General features: G+C 38.0%; 20 protein-coding genes and 2 riboswitches. Of the genes, 19 read left to right on the top strand and 1 reads right to left on the bottom strand.

Annotated features, from left to right (window positions below; all coding sequences use genetic code 11):
* Positions 1–36: 36 nt before the first annotated feature.
* Genes FSZ17_RS19410 through FSZ17_RS19395 form a run of 4 tightly spaced genes read left to right on the top strand, consistent with a single transcriptional unit; the run spans position 37 to position 3,741 of the window.
* On the top strand, positions 37–1,041 hold the full coding sequence (locus FSZ17_RS19410; protein ID WP_057773417.1) for a FecCD family ABC transporter permease: 1,005 nt from the start codon (positions 37–39) through the stop codon (positions 1,039–1,041).
* Positions 1,038–2,093: a FecCD family ABC transporter permease gene (locus FSZ17_RS19405; protein WP_057773415.1), complete on the top strand. Its 1,056-nt coding sequence runs from the start codon at positions 1,038–1,040 to the stop codon at positions 2,091–2,093. Before FSZ17_RS19410 ends, FSZ17_RS19405 begins: the two co-directional genes overlap by 4 nt.
* 54 nt (positions 2,094–2,147) lie before the next feature.
* Positions 2,148–2,969: an ABC transporter ATP-binding protein gene (locus FSZ17_RS19400; protein WP_407643415.1), complete on the top strand. Its 822-nt coding sequence runs from the start codon at positions 2,148–2,150 to the stop codon at positions 2,967–2,969.
* Entirely contained in the window at positions 2,962–3,741 is a 780-nt protein-coding gene (locus FSZ17_RS19395; RefSeq protein WP_057773414.1) for an IucA/IucC family C-terminal-domain containing protein, read from the top strand. The genes FSZ17_RS19400 and FSZ17_RS19395 overlap by 8 nt, the downstream gene beginning before the upstream one ends.
* A gap of 456 nt (positions 3,742–4,197) precedes the next feature.
* Here FSZ17_RS19395 and FSZ17_RS19390 read toward each other — a convergent pair whose 3' ends face one another.
* Complete coding sequence (locus tag FSZ17_RS19390; RefSeq protein WP_082625291.1) at positions 4,198–4,332, bottom strand: YuzL family protein; 135 nt, start codon at positions 4,330–4,332, stop codon at positions 4,198–4,200.
* Positions 4,333–4,560: 228 nt separating this feature from the next.
* Here FSZ17_RS19390 and FSZ17_RS19385 point away from each other — a divergent pair, with 228 nt between their 5' ends.
* The 15 genes from FSZ17_RS19385 (at position 4,561) to sufC (ending at position 20,792) form a co-directional block, all read left to right on the top strand.
* Positions 4,561–6,942, top strand: a complete 2,382-nt coding sequence (locus FSZ17_RS19385; RefSeq protein WP_057773931.1) for a 3-hydroxyacyl-CoA dehydrogenase/enoyl-CoA hydratase family protein — start codon at positions 4,561–4,563, stop codon at positions 6,940–6,942.
* A gap of 109 nt (positions 6,943–7,051) precedes the next feature.
* Positions 7,052–8,227: an acetyl-CoA C-acetyltransferase gene (locus FSZ17_RS19380; RefSeq protein WP_057773410.1), complete on the top strand. Its 1,176-nt coding sequence runs from the start codon at positions 7,052–7,054 to the stop codon at positions 8,225–8,227.
* A gap of 312 nt (positions 8,228–8,539) precedes the next feature.
* Complete coding sequence (locus FSZ17_RS19375) at positions 8,540–10,324, top strand: acyl-CoA dehydrogenase FadE (RefSeq protein WP_057773928.1); 1,785 nt, start codon at positions 8,540–8,542, stop codon at positions 10,322–10,324.
* Positions 10,325–10,616: 292 nt separating this feature from the next.
* The gene (locus FSZ17_RS19370) at positions 10,617–10,976 is read left to right on the top strand and encodes an arsenate reductase family protein (protein ID WP_057773408.1); all 360 of its coding nucleotides are present in this window, start codon (positions 10,617–10,619) and stop codon (positions 10,974–10,976) included.
* 93 nt (positions 10,977–11,069) lie between these two features.
* On the top strand, positions 11,070–11,453 hold the full coding sequence (gene gcvH / locus FSZ17_RS19365) for a glycine cleavage system protein GcvH (RefSeq protein ID WP_057773926.1): 384 nt from the start codon (positions 11,070–11,072) through the stop codon (positions 11,451–11,453).
* Between the two features lie 304 nt (positions 11,454–11,757).
* On the top strand, positions 11,758–12,114 hold the full coding sequence (locus FSZ17_RS19360) for a toprim domain-containing protein (protein ID WP_057773406.1): 357 nt from the start codon (positions 11,758–11,760) through the stop codon (positions 12,112–12,114).
* 5 nt (positions 12,115–12,119) lie between these two features.
* Entirely contained in the window at positions 12,120–12,428 is a 309-nt protein-coding gene (locus FSZ17_RS19355) for a thioredoxin family protein (RefSeq protein ID WP_057773404.1), read from the top strand.
* 223 nt (positions 12,429–12,651) lie between these two features.
* Positions 12,652–13,923, top strand: coding sequence for an MFS transporter (locus FSZ17_RS19350; protein WP_057773402.1), 1,272 nt, complete (start codon positions 12,652–12,654; stop codon positions 13,921–13,923).
* A gap of 190 nt (positions 13,924–14,113) precedes the next feature.
* A complete protein-coding gene (locus FSZ17_RS19345; protein ID WP_057773400.1) occupies positions 14,114–14,446 on the top strand; it encodes a hypothetical protein in 333 nt (110 codons plus the stop codon).
* A 209-nt stretch (positions 14,447–14,655) separates the two neighbouring features.
* Positions 14,656–14,758, top strand: a riboswitch (SAM riboswitch).
* A 116-nt stretch (positions 14,759–14,874) separates the two neighbouring features.
* Positions 14,875–16,197 carry an O-acetylhomoserine aminocarboxypropyltransferase/cysteine synthase family protein gene (locus tag FSZ17_RS19340; RefSeq protein WP_057773398.1) on the top strand — a complete coding sequence of 441 codons (1,323 nt, stop codon included), beginning with the start codon at positions 14,875–14,877 and terminating at the stop codon, positions 16,195–16,197.
* 136 nt (positions 16,198–16,333) lie between these two features.
* A riboswitch (SAM riboswitch) is annotated at positions 16,334–16,441 on the top strand.
* A 152-nt stretch (positions 16,442–16,593) separates the two neighbouring features.
* Positions 16,594–17,619, top strand: a complete 1,026-nt coding sequence (locus FSZ17_RS19335) for a methionine ABC transporter ATP-binding protein (RefSeq protein WP_057773396.1) — start codon at positions 16,594–16,596, stop codon at positions 17,617–17,619.
* A complete protein-coding gene (locus FSZ17_RS19330) occupies positions 17,612–18,280 on the top strand; it encodes a methionine ABC transporter permease (RefSeq protein ID WP_057773393.1) in 669 nt (222 codons plus the stop codon). Before FSZ17_RS19335 ends, FSZ17_RS19330 begins: the two co-directional genes overlap by 8 nt.
* A gap of 14 nt (positions 18,281–18,294) precedes the next feature.
* Positions 18,295–19,140, top strand: a complete 846-nt coding sequence (locus FSZ17_RS19325) for a MetQ/NlpA family ABC transporter substrate-binding protein (RefSeq protein WP_057773388.1) — start codon at positions 18,295–18,297, stop codon at positions 19,138–19,140.
* 273 nt (positions 19,141–19,413) lie between these two features.
* Positions 19,414–19,617, top strand: coding sequence for a YuzK family famiily protein (locus FSZ17_RS19320; RefSeq protein ID WP_057773386.1), 204 nt, complete (start codon positions 19,414–19,416; stop codon positions 19,615–19,617).
* 389 nt (positions 19,618–20,006) lie between these two features.
* On the top strand, positions 20,007–20,792 hold the full coding sequence (gene sufC / locus FSZ17_RS19315) for a Fe-S cluster assembly ATPase SufC (protein ID WP_057773384.1): 786 nt from the start codon (positions 20,007–20,009) through the stop codon (positions 20,790–20,792).
* The last annotated feature ends 5 nt before the right edge of the window (positions 20,793–20,797 follow it).

Here is a 20,797-nt window from a genome sequence, read left to right as displayed (position 1 = left end):
GATCATTATACTATTCTGTTTGAAAGGTTTTATGCCATGCTACTAAAAAATAATAGTCAAAGAGTATTAGGTCTATTTGTCATTATCATTTTATTACTTTTTTTAATGTGTGCGAGTATTGTATATGGGTACACAGATACGACTTGGAAGATGTTTTTTGATACGTTTCGACATAATGATGGTTCAACGGAGCATCTTGTTATTGAAACAGTGAGATTGCCACGGTCTTTAATTGCTGCAGCAGTTGGAAGCAGCTTAGCCATTGCAGGTGCACTGATGCAAACTTTAACGAAAAATCCGCTTGCTTCACCCGGGTTATTTGGCGTAAATGCGGGAGCAAGCTTTGCTGTTGTCGTTGCTGTTAGTGTTTTTTCAATCGCAAATCTTCAAGCCTTTACTTGGATTGCTTTTTTAGGGGCTACAGTTGCGGGAGTCAGTGTATACATAATTGGTTCTGTTGGCAGAGAAGGACTAACTCCAATGAAATTGACGTTAGCAGGTGCAGCTATTTCTGCTATGTTTGCTTCATTTACACAAGGATTTTTAGTGTTAAATGAGGCAGCATTAGAACAAGTTTTATTTTGGCTTGCAGGATCTGTCCAAGGCAGGAAATTAGAAATTTTAACGAATGTTCTTCCCTATTTAATGGTCGGCTGGATTGGATCATTAATTATTGCTACAAAAATGAATGTTTTATCAATGGGAGAAGATGTAGCAAAGGGATTAGGACTGAATACGGCTATTTTAAAAATCGCTGCTGGTATTTGTATTATCCTTCTAGCAGGCGGTTCTGTTGCGGTTGCCGGGCCAATTGGTTTTATAGGGATCGTCATCCCTCATATTACGAGAAAGATTGTTGGAATTGATCATCGTTGGGTGATTCCTTTTTCCGGTATTCTTGGTGGTATTCTTTTGCTTGCCGCTGATATTTTGGCGCGGTACATTATTATGCCTCAGGAGGTCCCGGTAGGAGTGATGACTGCTATTATTGGAACTCCATTCTTTATTTATATTGCAAGAAAGGGGTTCAATGCGAAATGAGTAAGTATAAAAATATTCGAATTCTAAAAGGAAAAGCTTCTTTTCTTATCGATAAAAGGGCTGCATCCGTTTTTTTTGTGATGCTGGCCGTGACTGGAATTGTATTCGTTTTGAGTACGGGTATAGGAGAAATGAAAATAAGTCCACTGAATGTTGTAAAAGTATTCTTTGGTGGTGGAACAGAGATGGAACAGCTTGTGGTTCAATCGTTCCGTCTGCCAAGAATTTTGATCGCACTAATCGTTGGAATGTCATTAGCTGTTGCTGGTGGTATTCTGCAAGGAATTATACGAAATCCGTTAGCTTCTCCAGATATCCTTGGTATTACTGGTGGAGCATCAGTCGCTGTCGTATCGTTTTTGACATTTTTTAGTGATGATAGCAATGCTTTAACCGTAAGTATTGAGTGGATGCCTCTTGCTGCATTTATCGGTGCAGGAGTTGTTGCCATCGCAGTATATTTTCTTTCATGGAAAAACGGTGTTACACCAATTAGGCTTGTGTTAATTGGGATTGGTATTTCGGCTCTCATGCAAGCTTTAACAACAATCATGATGATTTCAGGTCCTATTTATCGTGCGAGCGAAGCAAATATGTGGATAACAGGAACGGTGTATGGCTCAAATTGGACAAATGTTATGACCTTAGCTCCTTGGGCAGTGATTTTTTTACTTTTAGCGTTTGTGATGGCTAGAAATATTAATATACAGGAGCTTGGAGATGAAATTGCCACTGGAGTTGGAAGCTCTGTTGGAAAACAGCGATTTATATTATTAATGATTAGTACTGCCCTTATTGGAAGCTCAGTAGCATTTGCTGGAGGAATCGGTTTTGTTGGCTTGATGGCACCTCATATGGCAAGAAGATTGGTTGGTTCAGCATTCGGTGCTCTACTTCCGGTATCTGCGCTTATAGGCGCTATCCTAGTCATGCTAGCGGATCTTATTGGGAGAACGGTACTTGCACCTATCGAAATACCTGCTGGTGTCTTTACGGCTGGTATTGGTGCGCCCTACTTCGTTTATTTATTATTTAAAACGCGTAATGCCTAGTGACCATACCTTGCTAAGCTAAACGCTACACTTATCATAAAAGGAGCGGTCGATATGATGGGATCAATAGAAACTCAAAAATTAACCCTTTCATATGGGGATAGCATCATTATTAATGAACTAGATCTTAAAATCCCAAAAGGCGAAATTACGATTTTTATTGGTGGAAATGGGTGCGGGAAATCAACCTTGCTTAGATCGATTGCCAGGTTGTTAAAGCCTAAAGATGGAGCAGTGTTGCTAGAAGGGAAAGCGATTGCGAAAATGCCGACTAAAGAAGTTGCTAAACAAATGGCAATACTTCCACAGTCACCAACTGCCCCAGAGGGATTAACAGTTCTTCAATTGGTAAAGCAAGGACGTTATCCATACCAAACCTGGCTAAAGCAATGGACAGAAGAAGATGAAGAAAAAGTGAATAATGCTTTAAGAGCAACGAGGATAGAAGACCTGAAGGATCGTCCTGTTGATTCGCTTTCTGGTGGTCAACGACAAAGGGCTTGGATTGCGATGACCCTGGCTCAAGATACTGAGATTGTCCTTCTTGATGAACCGACAACCTATTTAGATATGTCTCATCAAATCGAAATTCTTGATTTATTGTTTGAGTTAAATGAAATCGAGAAAAGAACGATTGTGATGGTGCTTCATGATCTAAATTTAGCATGCCGCTATGCGCATAATATTGTAGCAATTAAGGATAAAAAGATATTTGCACAAGGGAAACCTGAACATGTCATGAATTGCAGTCTTGTGAAAAATGTTTTTGACATGGATTGTCAAGTAACGACTGACCCTCTTTTTGGTACACCTCTTTGTATTCCTTATGGAAAGGGCAGGTGTATTTTAAAGAAAGGGGAAGTGTTTATTGGTTAGTTTTTCAAAGTCTCTCGTTCAGGAACTAAAGGAAATGCGGCTAACAACTGAAAAAAATGAATCTCCCCTTTCCCTTCAAGTAATAAATTTGCTAGATGAGAATAGGATGAAGGAATATTTAGATATACTAGGAAGTCATATTGAAGCTGAGAATTATAAGGCAGCAGGCTCTATATTTATAAAAAGATATGCTTTTTTAGCAGTTTTGTATCTATATACAATGACCAGCAGGGATGAAATGCTTTCCATTTCGTTTGAAGATATATCCATTGAGACAGATGTTCAAGCTGAAGTATGGCTTCCACGTTTTTATTTTTCTCGTTTAGAGTCGGTATCGGCAGGACCTAATAGAGATTTGTGGAGAAAAAATTGCATTGAGGCTTTATTTAAAGAGCACGTGTATCCAATCATTACTTGTGTGGCAAAGGTAACAAGGATTTCTAAGCTTATTTTATGGGAGAATATTGCAATATATATTTATTGGTTATATGAGACGTATTTTTTTCAGGCAGAAATAGAAGACGAGCTGCTTGAACGTGCAAAAGAAGATTTTCAATTTATTGTTTTGCAAGCTGAAGGTAAGCTATTTGGTGATTATCACGAAAATCCGCTTAAGCGATTTTATAAAGAAAAAACCTATAATGAAAGAGTTAAAAAAGAAATTAGACAAAGGAATACCTGCTGCTTTGCCTATTTAACGAAAAGCAATAAAAACTGCTCGACCTGTCCACATATCTGTAATAGAAATGGGGAGTGGAAAATTGAAGTTTGATGGATTATTTCAGTTACTTAGCTTATCGCAGATTAACGGGCAGTAAGACCCCTACTTCAAGTTTGCGAGAGAATCAAAGAAACCTAAGTGGTGAATTAACTGCCCGTAAATGCCCATAAAATGAACACAGACTAAAAGCGCCACATCGTGTGGCAACGTCTGCGTGACCCACTTCCTGTGGGCCGCAACTAACCATCAGTGGGGGGATGAAAGAACCCCCCCTCTGATGGAAGTTTCACTTTATGTCAATTTAAAAACTAATTCAAGCCGTTCACTAAATAGAAAACGGCTTTCTTCATCTTTATTGGCTGTATTAAAGCTCAGTGTTGATAATGCTAATTTGTTGTTGATTTCCGCTGCAGGCGAGTGCCTGCAGCGGAAATCAACAGGGGAGATAAACTCCTCTTCCAAGGAATTGCTAAAAGAGACTGAGTTTCAAAATGAAATTTGCAAATATTAACTTTTTTTAAATTGATTATTTTGGCTGTTCACTTTCCCGCCACCGTCAGCTTCTACAGTAGGACCAGCATTGCCCTTTACACTTGCTGCACTAACCCCAGCTTTAGAAGGTTCCTTCTTTCTTCTTGCCATAGTATCTTCACCTCCAGTAGTAGATTGCCCATTCTTCATATTTTCATTAGAAAGACTGAAGAGTAATGTCCGTTAATTAAAAATTTTCTAATATTTAGGATGAAAATTATTGCGTAAATTTTTTAAATATTTTATAGTTATAGATAACAAGACTCATTCAGGGAATTTTTTTTGATAAAAAAATGAATGAGTATTCATTCAAAGGTGAAAAAGGAGGAAATAAAGTTGATCCAACAAATAAAAAAAGCTGCCGTTCTTGGTTCTGGTGTAATGGGCTCAGGTATCGCCGCTCACTTAGCGAATATTGGTATTCCTACTTTGTTGTTAGATATTGTACCTCGAGAATTAACGGATGAAGAAAAGGCAAAAGGATTAACTCTTGACGATAAGGCAGTTCGTAACCGCATTAGTGAAGCCGGCAGACAAAAGCTGTTAAAGCAAAAGCCTGCTCCACTTACTTCTAAAAAGAATCTTGCGTTAATTGAAGCTGGTAATTTTGATGATGATATGGAGCGGCTTAAGGATGTTGATTGGGTGATTGAGGTTGTCGTAGAGAATCTCAATATTAAAAAGCAGGTTTTTGAAAAAGTAGATCAATACCGTAAGCAAGGTAGCGTCGTAAGCTCAAACACTTCCGGTATTTCTGTTGAAGTGATGGCGGAAGGACGCTCTGAAGATTTCAAAAAACATTTTCTTGGCACACACTTTTTTAATCCTCCTCGCTATTTAAAGCTTTTAGAAGTGATTCCAACAAAAAATACAGATGCTGAAGTTTTAGCCTTTATGAAGCAATTTGGCGAGGATGTTTTAGGAAAAGGGGTTGTTGAAGCGAAGGATACCCCAAACTTTATTGCAAATCGAATTGGTACTTACGGCTTATTAGTGACAGTTCAGGAAATGCAAAAAGGCGGTTATAGTGTCGGTGAAGTCGATTCAGTCACTGGTCCGCTAATCGGCAGGCCGAAAAGCGCTACATTTAGAACATTAGATGTTGTCGGTCTTGATACATTTGTTCATGTTGCCAATAACGTATATGAGCTAGTAGATGGGAAAGAAAGAGAAGCCTTTGAGATACCTGCATTTATAAAAGAAATGCTTAATAAGGGCTGGCTAGGCAGCAAATCTGGTCAAGGTTTCTTTTTGAAACAAGGCAAAGAAATCCTCGAGCTTGACCCACAAACATTAGAATACGGACCACGTAAAAAGCTTAGCACCGCTGCGACAGAATTAAGCAAACAGGAGAAGGGTACCGCAAACAAAATGAAAGCGCTTGTTTATGCGGATGACCGTGCTGGTAAGCTTCTTTGGAATATTTTAAGCCCGGTGCTCATATATTCAGCCGAATTGCTCGGGACAATTGCAGATGATGTAGCAGCTATTGATAAGGCTATGAAGTGGGGCTTCGGCTGGGAGCTGGGTCCATTTGAAACATGGGATGCGATAGGTGTAGAAAAATCCGTAAAGAAAATGGAAGAGTCAGGAGGAGAAATTCCTTCTTGGATACATGAAATGCTCGAAAAAGGCTTTACATCCTTCTATAAAGAAGAGGAAGGAAATCTATATTTCTATCAAAACGGCGAGTACAAATTAGTAGAAGAAAACCCAAAAGTTATCAATTTAAAAAGACTAAAACAGCAAAAAGGCGTTATTAAAAAGAATAGTGGTGCTAGCTTAGTGGATCTTGGCGATGGAGTTGCCCTGCTTGAATTCCATTCAAAGAGCAATGCAATTGGTCTAGATATCATTCAAATGATTAACTTTTCAATCGATGAAGTAGAAAAGAATTTTAAAGGACTAGTGATTGGTAACCAAGGCAAGAACTTTAGTGTTGGTGCAAACCTTGCCATGATTTTGATGGAAGCTCAGGACGACAATATATATGAACTTGATATGGTTGTACGTCATTTCCAACAGGCAATGATGAAAATTAAATATAGTTCAAAGCCAGTTGTTTCAGCACCGTTTGGAATGACTTTAGGTGGAGGAACAGAGGTTTGTCTCCCAACGGCCCATATCCAAGCTTCTAGTGAAACCTATATGGGACTAGTTGAAGTTGGAGTAGGTCTCATCCCTGGAGGAGGCGGAAACAAGGAGCTTTATATTAAGCACCTTGAAAGTATGCCAAATGGAATAGAATTCGACCTTCAGAAAGTAGCAAATAAAGTATTTGAATCAATTGCCATGGCGAAGGTTTCTACGTCAGGAGAAGAAGCTAGGGATAACAACTTCTTGAACTTTGCGGATGGCATTAGTGTCAATGGTGATCATCTCCTATATGATGCAAAACAAGCTGTTCTAACTCTGCATGAAAAGGGCTACATGCCGCCTATCCGTAAGAAGGTTCCAGTAACGGGGGAAACAGGATACGCAACATTGCTCTTAGGAGCTAAGGCTATGATGTACTCTGGCTATATCTCTGAACATGATATGAAAATAGCGAAAAAATTAGCTTATGTAATTGCTGGCGGAAAAGTGCCTTTTGGAACAGAAGTTGATGAGCAATACTTGCTGGATTTAGAGAGAGAGGCATTCTTGAGTCTGCTTGCAGAGCCTAAAACACTTCAACGCATGCAGCATATGCTCGTTAAAGGAAAGCCATTACGCAATTAATAGATTGCTAGATTAACGAAATTCGCAAAAACTAAGCACTCGCCGAAAGTACTTGGCGAACGCCAAGTTTTTTTAAAAAGATTCATCACATGGAAAGAGAGGGAACAAAATGAGAGAAGCGGTTATCGTTGCAGGTGCCCGTACCCCGGTCGGAAAGGCAAAGAAAGGAACATTAGCTCATGTAAGACCGGATGACCTAGGTGCCCTTGTAGTTCAAGAAACATTAAAGCGAGCAGGGAATTATGAAGGAAATATAGATGACTTAATTATTGGATGTGCCATGCCGGAAGCAGAGCAGGGCTTAAACATGGCTCGTAATATTGGTGCGCTAGCTGGTCTTCCATATACAGTACCAGCCATTACCATCAATCGATACTGCTCTTCGGGCTTACAGTCAATCGCTTATGCAGCCGAAAAAATTATGATTGGCCACGCTGATACGATTATTGCCGGTGGAGCAGAGTCCATGAGCCTTGTTCCAATGATGGGGCATATCACTAGGCCAAATGCGAAATTGGCTGAAACAGCCCCTGAGTATTATATGGGAATGGGCCATACGGCAGAAGAGGTTGCTAAAAAATTCGGTATTTCCCGTGAAGATCAGGATGCATTTGCTGTACGCAGTCATCAAAAGGCAGCAAAAGCGATTCTTGAAGGTAAATTTGTGGATGAGATTGTTCCTGTTGATGTTACGTTAAGATCCGTTGGGAAAGACAATAAGTTAATCGAAAAGACAATCAAGTTCAGCCAAGACGAAGGCGTTCGTGCGGATTCAACCGTTGAAACTTTATCAAAGCTTCGCCCAGCATTTTCTGTAACAGGAACAGTAACAGCAGGAAACTCGTCCCAGACAAGTGATGGAGCTGCTGCCGTCATGGTTATGGACCGTGAAAAAGCTGAATCAGCAGGCCTTAAACCAATGGCCAAATTCAGATCATTTGCTGTTGGCGGTGTCCCTCCTGAAATCATGGGGATTGGACCGATTGTAGCCATCCCGAAAGCACTGAAGCTTGCAGGACTTGAACTTTCAGATATTGGATTAATTGAGCTAAATGAAGCTTTTGCATCTCAATCCATCCAAATTATTCGAGAGCTTGGTCTAGATGAAGAGAAAGTAAATGTGAATGGCGGAGCTATAGCATTAGGACATCCACTTGGCTGTACAGGTGCTAAATTAACACTTTCTCTTATCCATGAAATGAAGCGCCGCAACCAGCAATTCGGTGTTGTAACGATGTGTATTGGCGGCGGAATGGGTGCAGCTGGAGTATTTGAATTACTTTAATCGCAGATTAATGGGCAGTAAGACCCCACTTCAAGGATTCGCGTATGCAAAGAAGAGTAAGTGGGGGATCAACTGCCCGTAAATGCCCGTAAAATGAACACAGACTAAAAGCGCCACATCGTGTGGCAACGTCTGCGTGACCCACTTCCTGTGGGCCGCAACTAACCATCAGTGGGGGATGAAAGCCGACTAAGAACGCCACGTCCTGTGGCAACGTCGGCACTAGCACGTCCTGTGCGTCGAAAAACCACCACTGATGGAAGTTTCACTTTAATTGATCGTTTTAGAAATAATAGAATGGAGGAAAAGAATATGTCAAACCAAACAGAAAACCTAATCAAGGGTGGAAGTTTTTTAATTGAAGATCTTTCCTATGACCGTGTTTTCACACCTGAGGATTTCTCAGATGAGCATAAAATGATCGCAAAAACAACAGAGGAATTTGTTATTAATGAGGTCCTTCCAGAGGTTGAACATTTGGAAAACCATAAATTCGATCGGTCTGTCAAACTATTAAAGGAAGCAGGGGAATTAGGACTATTAGGTGCTGACGTTCCTGAAGAATACGGTGGTCTAGCATTAGATAAAGTAAGCTCTGCCCTTATTGCCGAAAAAATGGCGCGCGCAGGTGGCTTCTCCATTTCACATGGTGCACATGTAGGAATTGGTTCACTGCCAATCGTATTATTCGGCAACGAAGAACAGAAACAAAAATATTTACCTGCATTAGCCACTGGTGAAAAGCTTGCTGCTTATGCATTAACAGAGCCAGGATCAGGTTCAGATGCACTTGGTGCTAAAACAACTGCAAAACTAAATGCTGAGGGTACACACTATGTGTTAAACGGTGAAAAACAATGGATTACAAATGCTGGATTCGCTGATGTATTTGTCGTTTATGCAAAAATTGATGGAGAGCATTTCTCAGCCTTTATCGTTGAAAGAGAGTTCCCAGGCGTATCTGTCGGACCTGAAGAAAAGAAAATGGGAATTAAAAGCTCTTCTACTCGTACGCTGATACTTGAGGATGCACTTGTTCCAAAAGAAAATCTATTGGGTGAATTTGGAAGAGGTCATATCATTGCCTTTAATATTCTAAACATTGGTCGTTATAAACTAGGTGTTGGTGCTGTCGGCGGTTCAAAGCGTGCTTTCGAACTTGCTGTTCAATATGCTAATCAGCGTCAGCAGTTTAAAACACCGATCGCTCAATTTAATTTAACGAAAGAAAAATTCGGAACAATGGCTTCCAAAATTTATGCTGCTGAAAGCTCTGTATACCGAACTGTTGGCTTATTCGAAGACCGCATGAGCAAGCTATCAGAAGAAGAAGTAAAAGATGGAAAGGAAGTAGCAAAATCCATTGCAGAATATGCGATTGAGTGTTCTTTAAATAAATTTTTCTCTACAGAAGTCCTAGATTATGTAGTAGACGAGGGTGTTCAAATCCATGGCGGATACGGATTCATGGCTGAATATGAGATCGAAAGGGCTTACCGTGACTCGCGTATTAACCGCATCTTTGAAGGAACAAATGAGATTAACCGTTTATTAGTTCCTGGAACTTATATTCGCAAAGCATTCAAGGGCGAGCTGCCATTATTCGAGAAAGCAATGGCATTGCAGGAAGAGCTGATGATGCTAATGCCTGAAGAGCCAGGTGATGAGCCACTTGCTCAGGAAAAATATTTAGTAAAGAATGCGAAGAAAATCGGTCTTCTTGCTGCAGGCTTAGCTGCACAAAAGTACGGAAAAGCACTTGAAAAAGAGCAGGAAGTTTTAGTAAATATTGCTGATATTATTTCAAATGCCTATTCAATGGAATCTGCCGTTCTTCGTACAGAAAAGGCGATTAAAAAAGACGGTGTAGAAAAGAGCAAGCAAAAGCTACTTTATACACAAACCTTCTGCCAAGAAGCGTTTAATAAAATTGAGCAAGATGCAAAAGAAACACTCGTGGCAGTTGAAACAGGTGATGCTTTAAGAATGATGATTTCAGCACTCCGTAAGTTCACACGCCATACACCGATTAATGTGATTGCGAAGAAACGTGAAGCAGCTGATAAAATAATTGAAGCAGAGAAATACATTTTATAATATGCCAATTTACTCCCTTCATCTAAGAAGGGAGTCTTTATTATAGGCTTTGACGTGCTCACGATCATTAATAGATATTGAAAACTTTAAATGATTAATATCTAGAAATAACAATCTCTTAGAAAATAGCCCTATATTAAATTGTTTCCTTTTATGAACGAATAAATGGATATTTGTCGAACTATCCTGTGTATCAAATGTTATGAATAAATGAAAATTTATGATAGTATTTCCTTTAAAGCTGTAAATTTATTTTTTTGATTGGACATGCTAGACAATGGTGGTGAAAAAAATGGCTCTAACTTTTTATTGGTATCCTAAATGTGGTACCTGCAGAAAAGCCAAGAAATGGTTGGATGATCATCATTTAGGTTATGAAGCTGTACATATTGCTGAAAATCCACCTTCCCGCAGCGAACTGGAGGAGCTATACAAAAATAGCGGTTTAGACATTAAGAAATTCTTTAATACTAGTGGGATGAAATACCGGGAGCTTGGGTTAAAGGATAAGGTTAAAACACTATCAGATGATGAACTGCTTGATGTATTGGCTACAGACGGTATGCTTATAAAACGACCAATATTAACAGATGGGCATAAGGTTACAGTTGGCTTTAAGGAAGAGGATTACGAAAAATCATGGATTTCATAAAAAAGATTGAAAAACATCATTCTTTTTGCCATGATGAAGGAAGAGATCGAATTTACGATCATCAAATATCATAAAAATTGGAGGCGTTTAAAAATGAACACACCTAAAGAACTACGTTATTCAGAAGAGCATGAGTGGGTAAAAACAGAAGGCGAGCAAGTTCGTATTGGTATCACTGATTTCGCTCAATCTGAGCTAGGAGATATCGTATTTGTTGAGCTTCCAGAGGTAGGAGACGAAATTAAAGCGGACGAGCCTTTCGGTAGCGTTGAATCCGTTAAAACTGTATCTGAGCTTTATGCACCAGTTAGTGGGAAAGTTGTCGCTATTAATGAAGATTTAAACGATAATCCTGAGTTTGTTAACGAATCACCATATGAAAAAGCTTGGATGATCGTTGTTGAGCTATCTGATGCTAGTGAAGTAGACAAACTGATGACTGCTGAACAATATGAAGAAATGGTAAAAGAAGATTAATTCAATATCTAGTAGCTGGGTAAGAAAGTAGATTTCCCTAGCACATGAGAAGACATGGAAAGGGAGCTATCACAATTATGGTAGCTCCCTTTTCAATAGTTTTAGAACGTTAGATGAGATTTTTCATCCATTGCTTTATAGGTGTGGCTAACATGAGGCAAACTAATTAATAATGGTTAAATGGCAGGATATCCACACCATTATCAAGAATAATGAATATGGTAAGGTAAGAAAATCTCCATATTTGAATGTTTATCCACCCATAGTTGATCGGAAAAATTACAACTCAGTTCAGGTGATTAGGATGAATGATGAGCTAACGGAAAAAGTAATCATTGTAGAGGGAACAACAGATAAGAGAAAAGTTCAGGCGATTGTCAGAGAGCCGGTAGATATTATCTGTACAAATGGTACAATTGGCATCACGAAGCTAGATGAACTAATAGATATGCTATATGATAAAGATGTTTTTATACTAGTGGATGCAGACGCAGCAGGTGAAAAGCTGCGAAAGCAGTTTAAGAAGGAATTCCCAGAGGCAGAGCATCTTTATATAGACCGGATGTATAGGGAGGTTGCTACTGCACCTGAACATCATATAGCATCTGTATTACTTGGAGCTAATATTGATGTTTATACGGAGTTTTTAGATAAAGGATGATATGATTGCAGGAATGGTCTCGGGAAGAAATTGAAGCATTCATTAACGACAAAAAAACTGGCTTACTTTACCTTTACACGCCTCTATGCGGTACTTGTCAGGTAGCTGGTAAAATGTTAATGATCATTAAGGAACTAATGTCAGATTTGTCGATAGGGAAGTCGGATTTGAATTATATATCTGATATCGCTGATCAATGGGAAGTTGAAAGTGTCCCTTGTCTTTTGATTTTTAAGGAAGGCAGGCTTGATGAAAAAATGTATGCCTTTCATTCCGTTCCCTACTTATTAGAAAAAATAAAAAAAACCATCTAAAAAAATGTCAGGTGAAATCGCTTGGCATTTTTTATTTTTTCTAGCTTTAGTGCCTACCCTGACATAAAGGACCAGTAGTGTCGACAATGCGGCAAGATAAGGAAAGCTTTGTAAGACCAAAAGTGAAGGTTTTTTTTCAGAATTCTCTACTTATTTATTTACAAGTGCTTCCAAAAGCAGTTATTATATTTAGGGATGCGAAATAGTTACAAGGAGAAAAACAATGGCATTTTATAAAGAATGGGCAACTCAAATTCGCGGATATAACCATAATATTAAGCAAGCCATTTTTGCAAATATTTTTACACAAATTGGGTTAGGAATCTTTATGGTGATTTATAATTTTTATATTCGGGAGCTTGGCTTTTCTGAGAAGATAAATGGGCAAGTGATCTCTATGACAGCATTAGCAACTGCAATAATCCTAATTCCCGCTGGTATTTTAAGTGATCGAATAGGGAGAAAAAAAGCAATGCTGTTTGGGACAGCAGCTTCAGGACTTGTTCTTTTATTTAGAGGTGTTATCGAGTCCCAATCCCTTTTGCTTCTCTTTGCCTTTTTTACAGGATTGACGATTGCTTTTGTTCAAGTTTCTGGAATACCTTGGCTAGCAGAAAATTCAAAACCGGAGCAAAGAGTCCATTTATTTAGTATCCATTTTGCAGTCATGACTGGGGCAAATGTTATAGGTAACCTGAGCGGAGGTATTTTCACGGATATTTTTTCGATGTTCACAACAACACTAAATAGTATTCGATTTACTCTTCTCATTGGGGGGATTATCTTTCTTATCGGGTTAATACCAGTTATACGATTTAAGGATCCGCCTAAAAAAGCGAAGAAGAACCAAGACATAAATAAAAAATCACCAATAAAGATTTTTAGTAATAATAAAAATATCAAAGTCATTCTTCTATTCGCATTTGCCCAGCTTATGATAGGGATTGGAGCTGGATTAGTCATTCCTTATCTTAATTTATATTTTGCAGATCGTTTTTCTGCAACTAATTCTATGATAGGATTTATCATATCCATGGGGCAAGCTGCAACAGCAGTCGCTATGATTATTGGTCCAATGGTTGTGCGTAAAGTCGGTGAGGTTAAAGCGGTAGTCATTCTTCAATTAACGTCACTTCCTTTTCTTCTCCTAACCGCTTATACAGAAAATTTATGGCTTGCAGCACTTGGGTTTTTATTCCGACAAGCACTCATGAATGCTGGTAATCCAATTCAAATAACACTTATGATGTCTAAAGTTGATGATTCTATGAAAGGGCTGGCCAACTCGGTTAATCAAATGGTTTTTAATTTAGGCTGGGCAGTTATGGGACCTGTATCAACTGGAATTGTAGTTAAATACGGAGCTTATTGGGGATATGCACTTGTGTTTTCTATTACTGCTGCACTATACTTAGTCGGCTCTAGTTATTTTTATATTGTTTTTAGGAACTATAATAAGACAAAAAAGGCTGCAACAGCAGCAAAAACATTTTGAATTTTATGGGAATATGACATATTTCTTGGGAAATGAAGGACAATGCTGAAAATCGTCGAGGCATTGTCTTTTTTTGCTCTGGGGTTGTCGAATGAAAAATGGAGGAGTGATTTCCTTCGATGTAGAAGTATAGAATATGAATATTGATTACTTCTAATAAAGTAAGCTTGTAACAAACTGAGGTGTAAAAATGGTTGAATTAGCAACGGCATTTATAGAAGAGGTAAAATCAAATGGACATATAAATCAATTGCTAAGGGGCAATGCTTTTTCAATCTGTATTAAGTCTGAGATTGAAGAGATACCCTTACTCTTTCGTGATGGTGAAATTACCGTACACTTTCCCGATCCTGATCAAATCTATGATGCAATCATTACAGGACCAAAAGAAAGGATTTATTCGATATTAACAGGACAAGAGAAATTAAGAGATGCGATCACTGGAAGTGGAATCACTGTTAAAGCTACATTTCGAAAAGTACTATTTTTAGAATCACTCTTTTTCTTATGTAAGGTTCGTTAGAAAATATGGTTTTAAAAAAGGTATACCTCCATAAGAAAGGCTTCGACAGTATATTCATCGCACGACTAAAAGTGAGAGCATATGCTATTTATGAGGTTGAATGAGGCGCTTGTGCTTTTTTATCAGAAATTTCAAAATTAATATTGACTGCTTATTGTTCGTATGTTAGTATCTCTTTAATAACTTAAGTGAGTAAGTAAAACTGAATATTCTTATCAAGAGAGGTGGAGGGACTGGCCCTACGAAGCCCGGCAACCGGTACATTACACGGTGCTAATTCCAGCAGAGCATTCATGCTCTGGAAGATAAGAAGAGATGATACCAACCCTCTTCTTGTGAAGAGGGTTTTTTCAACTCTTCTTTTAAGTAGTAAAAGCAGCATAAGCAAAAAAATGATTCAATGCACGAAAAGAAAAGGAGAGATAAATATGACAGAGAAGCAAAAAAACTATCGATTAGAAACACTTGGCGTACATGGCGGTCTGCAGCCAGACCCTGTAACTGGTGCAAGAGCTGTTCCGATTTACCAGAATAATGCTTACCAATTTAAAAACACAGAGCATGCAGCCAATCTATTTGGATTGAAGGAGCCTGGTTATATCTATACTCGTATTCACAATCCAACCGTGACTGTATTTGAGGAAAGGGTTGCATTATTAGAGGGTGGAGTTGGTGCATTAGCGGTAGCCAGTGGTATGGCTGCTATTACATTAGCCATTCTAAATATTGCTCAAGCTGGGGATGAAGTTGTTGCAGCATCAAATCTTTATGGTGGGACGTATAATCTTTTTGCTGTTACACTACCTAAGTACGGCATCCAAGTAAAATTTGTTGACCCAGAAAATCCTGAAAACTTTCGAAAAGCGATTAATGAGAAAACAAAAGCTGTTTTTGCAGAAACAATTGGAAATCCAAGTCTTAAAGTATTAGATATTGAAAAAGTAGCAGAAATAGCACATGAGAATGGTGTACCATTGATTGTTGATAATACTTTTGCAACGCCATATTTATGCAGACCAATTGAACATGGCGCAGATATAGTGATTCATTCTGCTACGAAATGGCTGTTGGGAAATGGAACAGCATTAGGAGGAATCATTGTAGACGGGGGGAAATTTAATTGGAATTCGCCTAAGTTCCCTGGGTTTACAGAGCCTGATCCAAGCTATCATAATCTAGTCTACAGTGAAGCGCTTGGTCCTGTTGCTTATATTATAAAAGCGAGAGTTCAGCTTCTTAGAGATTTAGGGCCTGCATTAAGTCCACAAAATGCATTCCAATTCACACTTGGTCTCGAAACCCTGCATGTAAGAATGAAAGAGCATATTGCCAATACAAAGAAAGTGGTTGAATATTTAGAAGCGCATCCAGCCGTTAATTGGGTCCTATATCCAGGAAGTGATAATCATCCAGATAAAGCATTAGCAGATAAATATTTACCAAAGGGAGCAGGATCTGTTGTCGTATTTGGTATTGCAGGTGGAAGAGAAGCGGGAGCAAAGTTCATTAATAATCTTGAACTTTGGGCGCATGTGGCTAATGTAGGGGATGCTAAAAGCTTAGTAATTCACCCTGCCAGCACGACACATCAGCAATTAGATTCTGAAGGGTTAAAAGCAGCTGGCGTTTCAGAAGACTTAGTTCGACTATCAATTGGAATCGAAAACGCCGATGATCTAATAGAAGATTTAGAACAGGCAATTGAGGCCGCAACTGGTACAGTATCGTTCATAACAACTACATCGTTATAGATAGATAATTTGTGATAAAAGGAATGTAAATTCCAAAAAATTACCGTTGACCCCTCTTCATATCCGTGATACGATATCATTCATAAATGAGAAATGCTTAATTAATGTACAGTGTTAATTGAATATAGATGCTATGCTCTTATCAAGAGAGGTGGAGGGATGTGCCCGATGAAACCCGGCAACCGTCATTTAATGAAATGGTGCCAATTCACACAAAGCTATTTATAGCTTTGGGAGATGAGAGAAAGGATATGATTACCCATGCCTTTCTGCTCATGTCAGAAGGGCATTTTCTTTTTTAAAGAATAAGTACTTATATTCTAAAGGTAAAATACAAAAGTAAAGTTTAATTTCTCATTACCATGAAAAATGGGTTATGAAGAGGGTGAAGCATAAATGATTTCAATCAAAAATGTACAGAAAATTTTTCCTTCTAAGCAGGGCCAAGTAAAGGCAGTCGATGAAGTTAATTTAGACATTAATGAAGGTGAAATATTTGGAATTATCGGCTATAGCGGGGCTGGAAAAAGTACATTAATTCGGATGTTGAATGGACTTGAAATCCCATCAAGTGGGAACGTCGTTGTTGCTAATAATGAAGTATCACTTATAAAGGGAAAAAGCTTAAGAAAAGCTCGCCAGGAAATAAGCATGATCTTCCAGCATTTTAATTTACTTTGGTCACGGACAGTACGTGAGAATATCGCCTTTCCCCTTGAAATTGCTGGTGTGCCGAAAGGGGAAAGATTAAAACGTGTCGATGAATTAATAAAGCTTGTTGGCCTCGAAGGAAGAGAGGATGCCTATCCGTCGCAGCTAAGCGGAGGTCAAAAACAAAGAGTCGGGATTGCAAGAGCATTGGCAAACAATCCAAAAGTATTATTATGTGATGAAGCCACATCGGCATTAGACCCTGAAACGACGAATGCCATCCTTGAATTATTAGTCGATATCAATAAACGATTAGGGTTAACGATTGTCCTTATTACTCATGAGATGCATGTAATCCGCAAGATATGTCATAGAGTTGCGGTAATGGAAAACGGGAAGATTGTTGAAATGGGTCCAGTAATGGAAGTGTTTAAAAACCCTAAAGCACAAATTACTAAGCGCTTCGTCCATCAAGTGACAGAATCTGAGGAAACGAAGGAAACAATACAACAAATTCTTGAATCTTATCCACATGGTCAAATCGTCCAATTGAGCTTTGTCGGCGAAGCAGTTGAACAGCCGCTTATGACCAATCTTATTCGGGATTTCAATATTACAGTAAATATTCTTCATGGGAATATTTCTCATACACAAACTGGTTCATTTGGAACATTGTTTATCCATTTAGATGGTGATGATTCTGAGATTACAAGGGCGATTGATTTCATCCATTCCAAGCAAGTAGGCGTGGAGGTGATTTCGAATGATTAATAGCTGGTTTCCAAATGTTAATTGGGAAAAGATGTGGGAAGCAACAACTGAAACACTTTATATGACAAGCATTTCGGTTATTGCAACATTTATTCTTGGCATCATTTTAGGATTATTATTGTTTTTAACTTCTAAAGGGAATATTTGGGAGAATAACGTCATTAACAAAGTAATAAGTGCTTTTGTTAACATCTTTAGGTCCATTCCCTTCTTAATCTTAATTGTCCTTTTAATTCCTTTTACGATGTTCTTACTAGGAACAATGATAGGAGAAGATGCGGCTCTGCCTGCATTAATTATCGGGGCGGCGCCATTCTATGCACGGATGGTAGAAATCGGATTGAGGGAAATTGATAAAGGTGTAATTGAAGCGGCAAAATCAATGGGGGCAAAGACAAGTACGATTATCTTTAAAGTACTTTTACCTGAATCGATGCCTGCGCTTATTTCAGGGATTACAGTAACAGCAATTGCTTTAGTCGGTTATACAGCTATGGCTGGTGTGATTGGGGCAGGCGGCCTAGGGAATCTCGCCTATCTCGAAGGGTTTCAAAGAACTAGAAATGATGTAACTCTTATGGCGACGATCATCATTCTTATTATTGTATTTATTATTCAATTTATTGGCGATTTTATTACAAATAAATTAGATAAACGATAAGGAGTGTTAGTGGGATGAAGAAGAAATGGCTATTATTCGTATTAACTTTTACAGTAGCACTAGTTCTTGCAGCATGCGGAACAAAAGAGGAAAATAATGGTGGCAGTGCAAGTGATTCAGGTAAAGAAGATACAACATTAAAAGTTGGTGCTTCCAATGTGCCACATGCTGAAATTCTTGAAGAAGCAAAACCATTATTAAAAGAAAAAGGCATTGATTTAGAAATTATCCCATTTCAAGATTATGTTCTTCCAAACAAAGCGTTAGAATCAAAAGAATTAGATGCAAACTTTTTTCAACATATTCCATATCTGGAACTTCAAATCAAGGAAAATGGATATGATTTCGTTAATGCAGGATCCATTCATATTGAGCCAATGGGTGTGTACTCTAAAAAATATAAAAGCTTAAGCGAATTACCGGATGGGGCACATATTATTATTAGTAACTCTGTAGCTGACCATGGTCGTGTATTAGCAATTCTAGAAGCTGAAGGTCTTATCAAGTTAAAAGAAGGTGTAGATAAATCAGCTGCAACTTTAGAGGATATTGCTGAAAATCCAAAAAATATTAAATTTGATACTGAATATGAGCCATCGTTATTACCGCAAATATATAATAACAATGAGGGCGATGCGGTTGTCATTAACTCAAACTATGCTATTGATGCGGGTCTGAATCCATTAAAAGATTCAATTGCTATTGAAGGAAGTGAGTCACCTTACGTTAATATTGTTGCCGTTCGTAAAGGTGATGAAAATAGTGAAAAGATCAAAGCTTTAATAGAAGTACTACACTCTGAAGATATAAAAAACTTTATTCTTGATAAATATAAAGGTGCAGTTGTTCCTGCATTCTAATTTAATGAAAACTCGCCAATAGGCGAGTTTTTTTAAATTTTAGGCATTGTTTAATAACGCTTACCATACAGGAATTATTGCATCAATTTATTTCTTAAAAAAATTTTTATACTTTCTTTCTTACGAATTCTCACAATATTTAAAGCATAATAAAGATGTAAGCGTTTTAATCAGTTTTCATCCACTTATTATGATGTTTTTTTTCCTATTTTCACCTTTGTAATTCATTTCAGTTCGGTGTAAAATCTTAACGTAAAAAAAAAATCCGAACTGATGAAAGGATTGGTTTTTATCAACCAGCTGCAATTAAATTACACACACGATATGGAAAAAGCTATGCGTGGATCCCATGGTGTTGGGTATGCATTGTATAGTCAAAAACACGAAGTAAGAATGAAAGTAGAAAAAAAGCGTCAAGAAGACTATATAAAAAGCAAGCAGATGGTTGCTGATTTCGAGAGAAAAATTCACTCATAAAAAATGAACCTATAATATAAGGAAGAAAAGGGGACTCAGCTAAGTGCTGATCTCCTTTTTTTCAACTAATAAGAAAATTAAAGATTATTAACGTACTAAAGTAAAGTGTGTATTTAAAATATCTGTTTCTTGATAATTCCCTCTTCATACATGATATTAATGGGCAAGGTTAAAATAAATAAGGTGAATTTTATGGGGTTTAATAATCAAAAAAAACTATAAATACATATACCTCTAGTTTCCACTACGAATGACTTGTTAAATAAGTGAAAGAGAGTTGCTAACACTTTTAATTTGTTATAAGATTGTAATGAGAATAAAATGAGAATAGAGGGTTGCGGCTAACTGCCGTAAGATAAAATCTTCTTTTATTGATGGAGGGTATAGTAATGGCAGGTTCAAAATTATCAATTAATGATCTTCATGTTGAAATTGAAGGCAAAGAAATATTAAAAGGTGTTAACCTAGAAATAAAAGGTGGAGAAATCCATGCAATCATGGGACCAAACGGTACAGGTAAATCAACACTTTCATCTTCAATTATGGGTCATCCTAAATATGAAGTAACTAAAGGAAGCGTTACCCTTGATGGTGACGATGTACTGGAAATGGAAGTTGACGAGCGTGCACGTGCAGGTCTATTCCTAGCTATGCAATATCCAAGTGAAATTAGCGGGGTAACAAATGCAGACTTTTTACGTTCAGCGATCAATAGCCGCCAAGAGGAAGGCAATGAGATCTCATTAATGAAGTTTATCCGTAAAATGGACAGCAAAATGGATTTCCTTGAGATGGATCAGGATATGGCACAACGTTATTTAAATGAAGGATTCTCAGGTGGAGAGAAAAAGCGTAATGAAATTCTGCAGCTTATGATGCTTGAACCTAAGATTGCGATTCTTGATGAAATCGATTCGGGTCTTGATATCGATGCATTAAAGGTTGTTTCCAAAGGAATCAATGAAATGCGTGGTGAAGATTTTGGATGCTTAATCATCACTCACTACCAACGTCTTCTAAACTACATCACTCCTGACTTTGTACATGTTATGATGCAAGGACGTATTGTAAAATCAGGCGGCCCTGAGCTTGCACAGCGTCTTGAGTCAGAAGGTTATGACTGGATTAAGAAAGAGCTAGGTATTGAAGACGAAACAGTTGGTCAAGAAGCGTAATTGTT

The organism is Cytobacillus dafuensis (assembly GCF_007995155.1).
GTDB classification, from domain to species: Bacteria; Bacillota; Bacilli; order Bacillales; family Cytobacillaceae; genus Cytobacillus; species Cytobacillus dafuensis.
This window is presented reverse-complemented; position numbering and strand designations above follow the sequence as displayed.

Coding starts and splice junctions, on each gene's coding strand:
- FSZ17_RS19410 (WP_057773417.1), top strand. CDS start 37: ATGCTACTAAAAAATAATAGTCAAAGAGTATTAGGTCTATTTGTCATT.
- FSZ17_RS19405 (WP_057773415.1), top strand. CDS start 1,038: ATGAGTAAGTATAAAAATATTCGAATTCTAAAAGGAAAAGCTTCTTTT.
- FSZ17_RS19400 (WP_407643415.1), top strand. CDS start 2,148: ATGATGGGATCAATAGAAACTCAAAAATTAACCCTTTCATATGGGGAT.
- FSZ17_RS19390 (WP_082625291.1), bottom strand. CDS start 4,332: ATGGCAAGAAGAAAGAAGGAACCTTCTAAAGCTGGGGTTAGTGCAGCA.
- FSZ17_RS19380 (WP_057773410.1), top strand. CDS start 7,052: ATGAGAGAAGCGGTTATCGTTGCAGGTGCCCGTACCCCGGTCGGAAAG.
- FSZ17_RS19375 (WP_057773928.1), top strand. CDS start 8,540: ATGTCAAACCAAACAGAAAACCTAATCAAGGGTGGAAGTTTTTTAATT.
- FSZ17_RS19370 (WP_057773408.1), top strand. CDS start 10,617: ATGGCTCTAACTTTTTATTGGTATCCTAAATGTGGTACCTGCAGAAAA.
- gcvH (WP_057773926.1), top strand. CDS start 11,070: ATGAACACACCTAAAGAACTACGTTATTCAGAAGAGCATGAGTGGGTA.
- FSZ17_RS19360 (WP_057773406.1), top strand. CDS start 11,758: ATGAATGATGAGCTAACGGAAAAAGTAATCATTGTAGAGGGAACAACA.
- FSZ17_RS19350 (WP_057773402.1), top strand. CDS start 12,652: ATGGCATTTTATAAAGAATGGGCAACTCAAATTCGCGGATATAACCAT.
- FSZ17_RS19345 (WP_057773400.1), top strand. CDS start 14,114: ATGGTTGAATTAGCAACGGCATTTATAGAAGAGGTAAAATCAAATGGA.
- FSZ17_RS19340 (WP_057773398.1), top strand. CDS start 14,875: ATGACAGAGAAGCAAAAAAACTATCGATTAGAAACACTTGGCGTACAT.
- FSZ17_RS19335 (WP_057773396.1), top strand. CDS start 16,594: ATGATTTCAATCAAAAATGTACAGAAAATTTTTCCTTCTAAGCAGGGC.
- FSZ17_RS19330 (WP_057773393.1), top strand. CDS start 17,612: ATGATTAATAGCTGGTTTCCAAATGTTAATTGGGAAAAGATGTGGGAA.
- FSZ17_RS19325 (WP_057773388.1), top strand. CDS start 18,295: ATGAAGAAGAAATGGCTATTATTCGTATTAACTTTTACAGTAGCACTA.
- FSZ17_RS19320 (WP_057773386.1), top strand. CDS start 19,414: ATGAAAGGATTGGTTTTTATCAACCAGCTGCAATTAAATTACACACAC.
- sufC (WP_057773384.1), top strand. CDS start 20,007: ATGGCAGGTTCAAAATTATCAATTAATGATCTTCATGTTGAAATTGAA.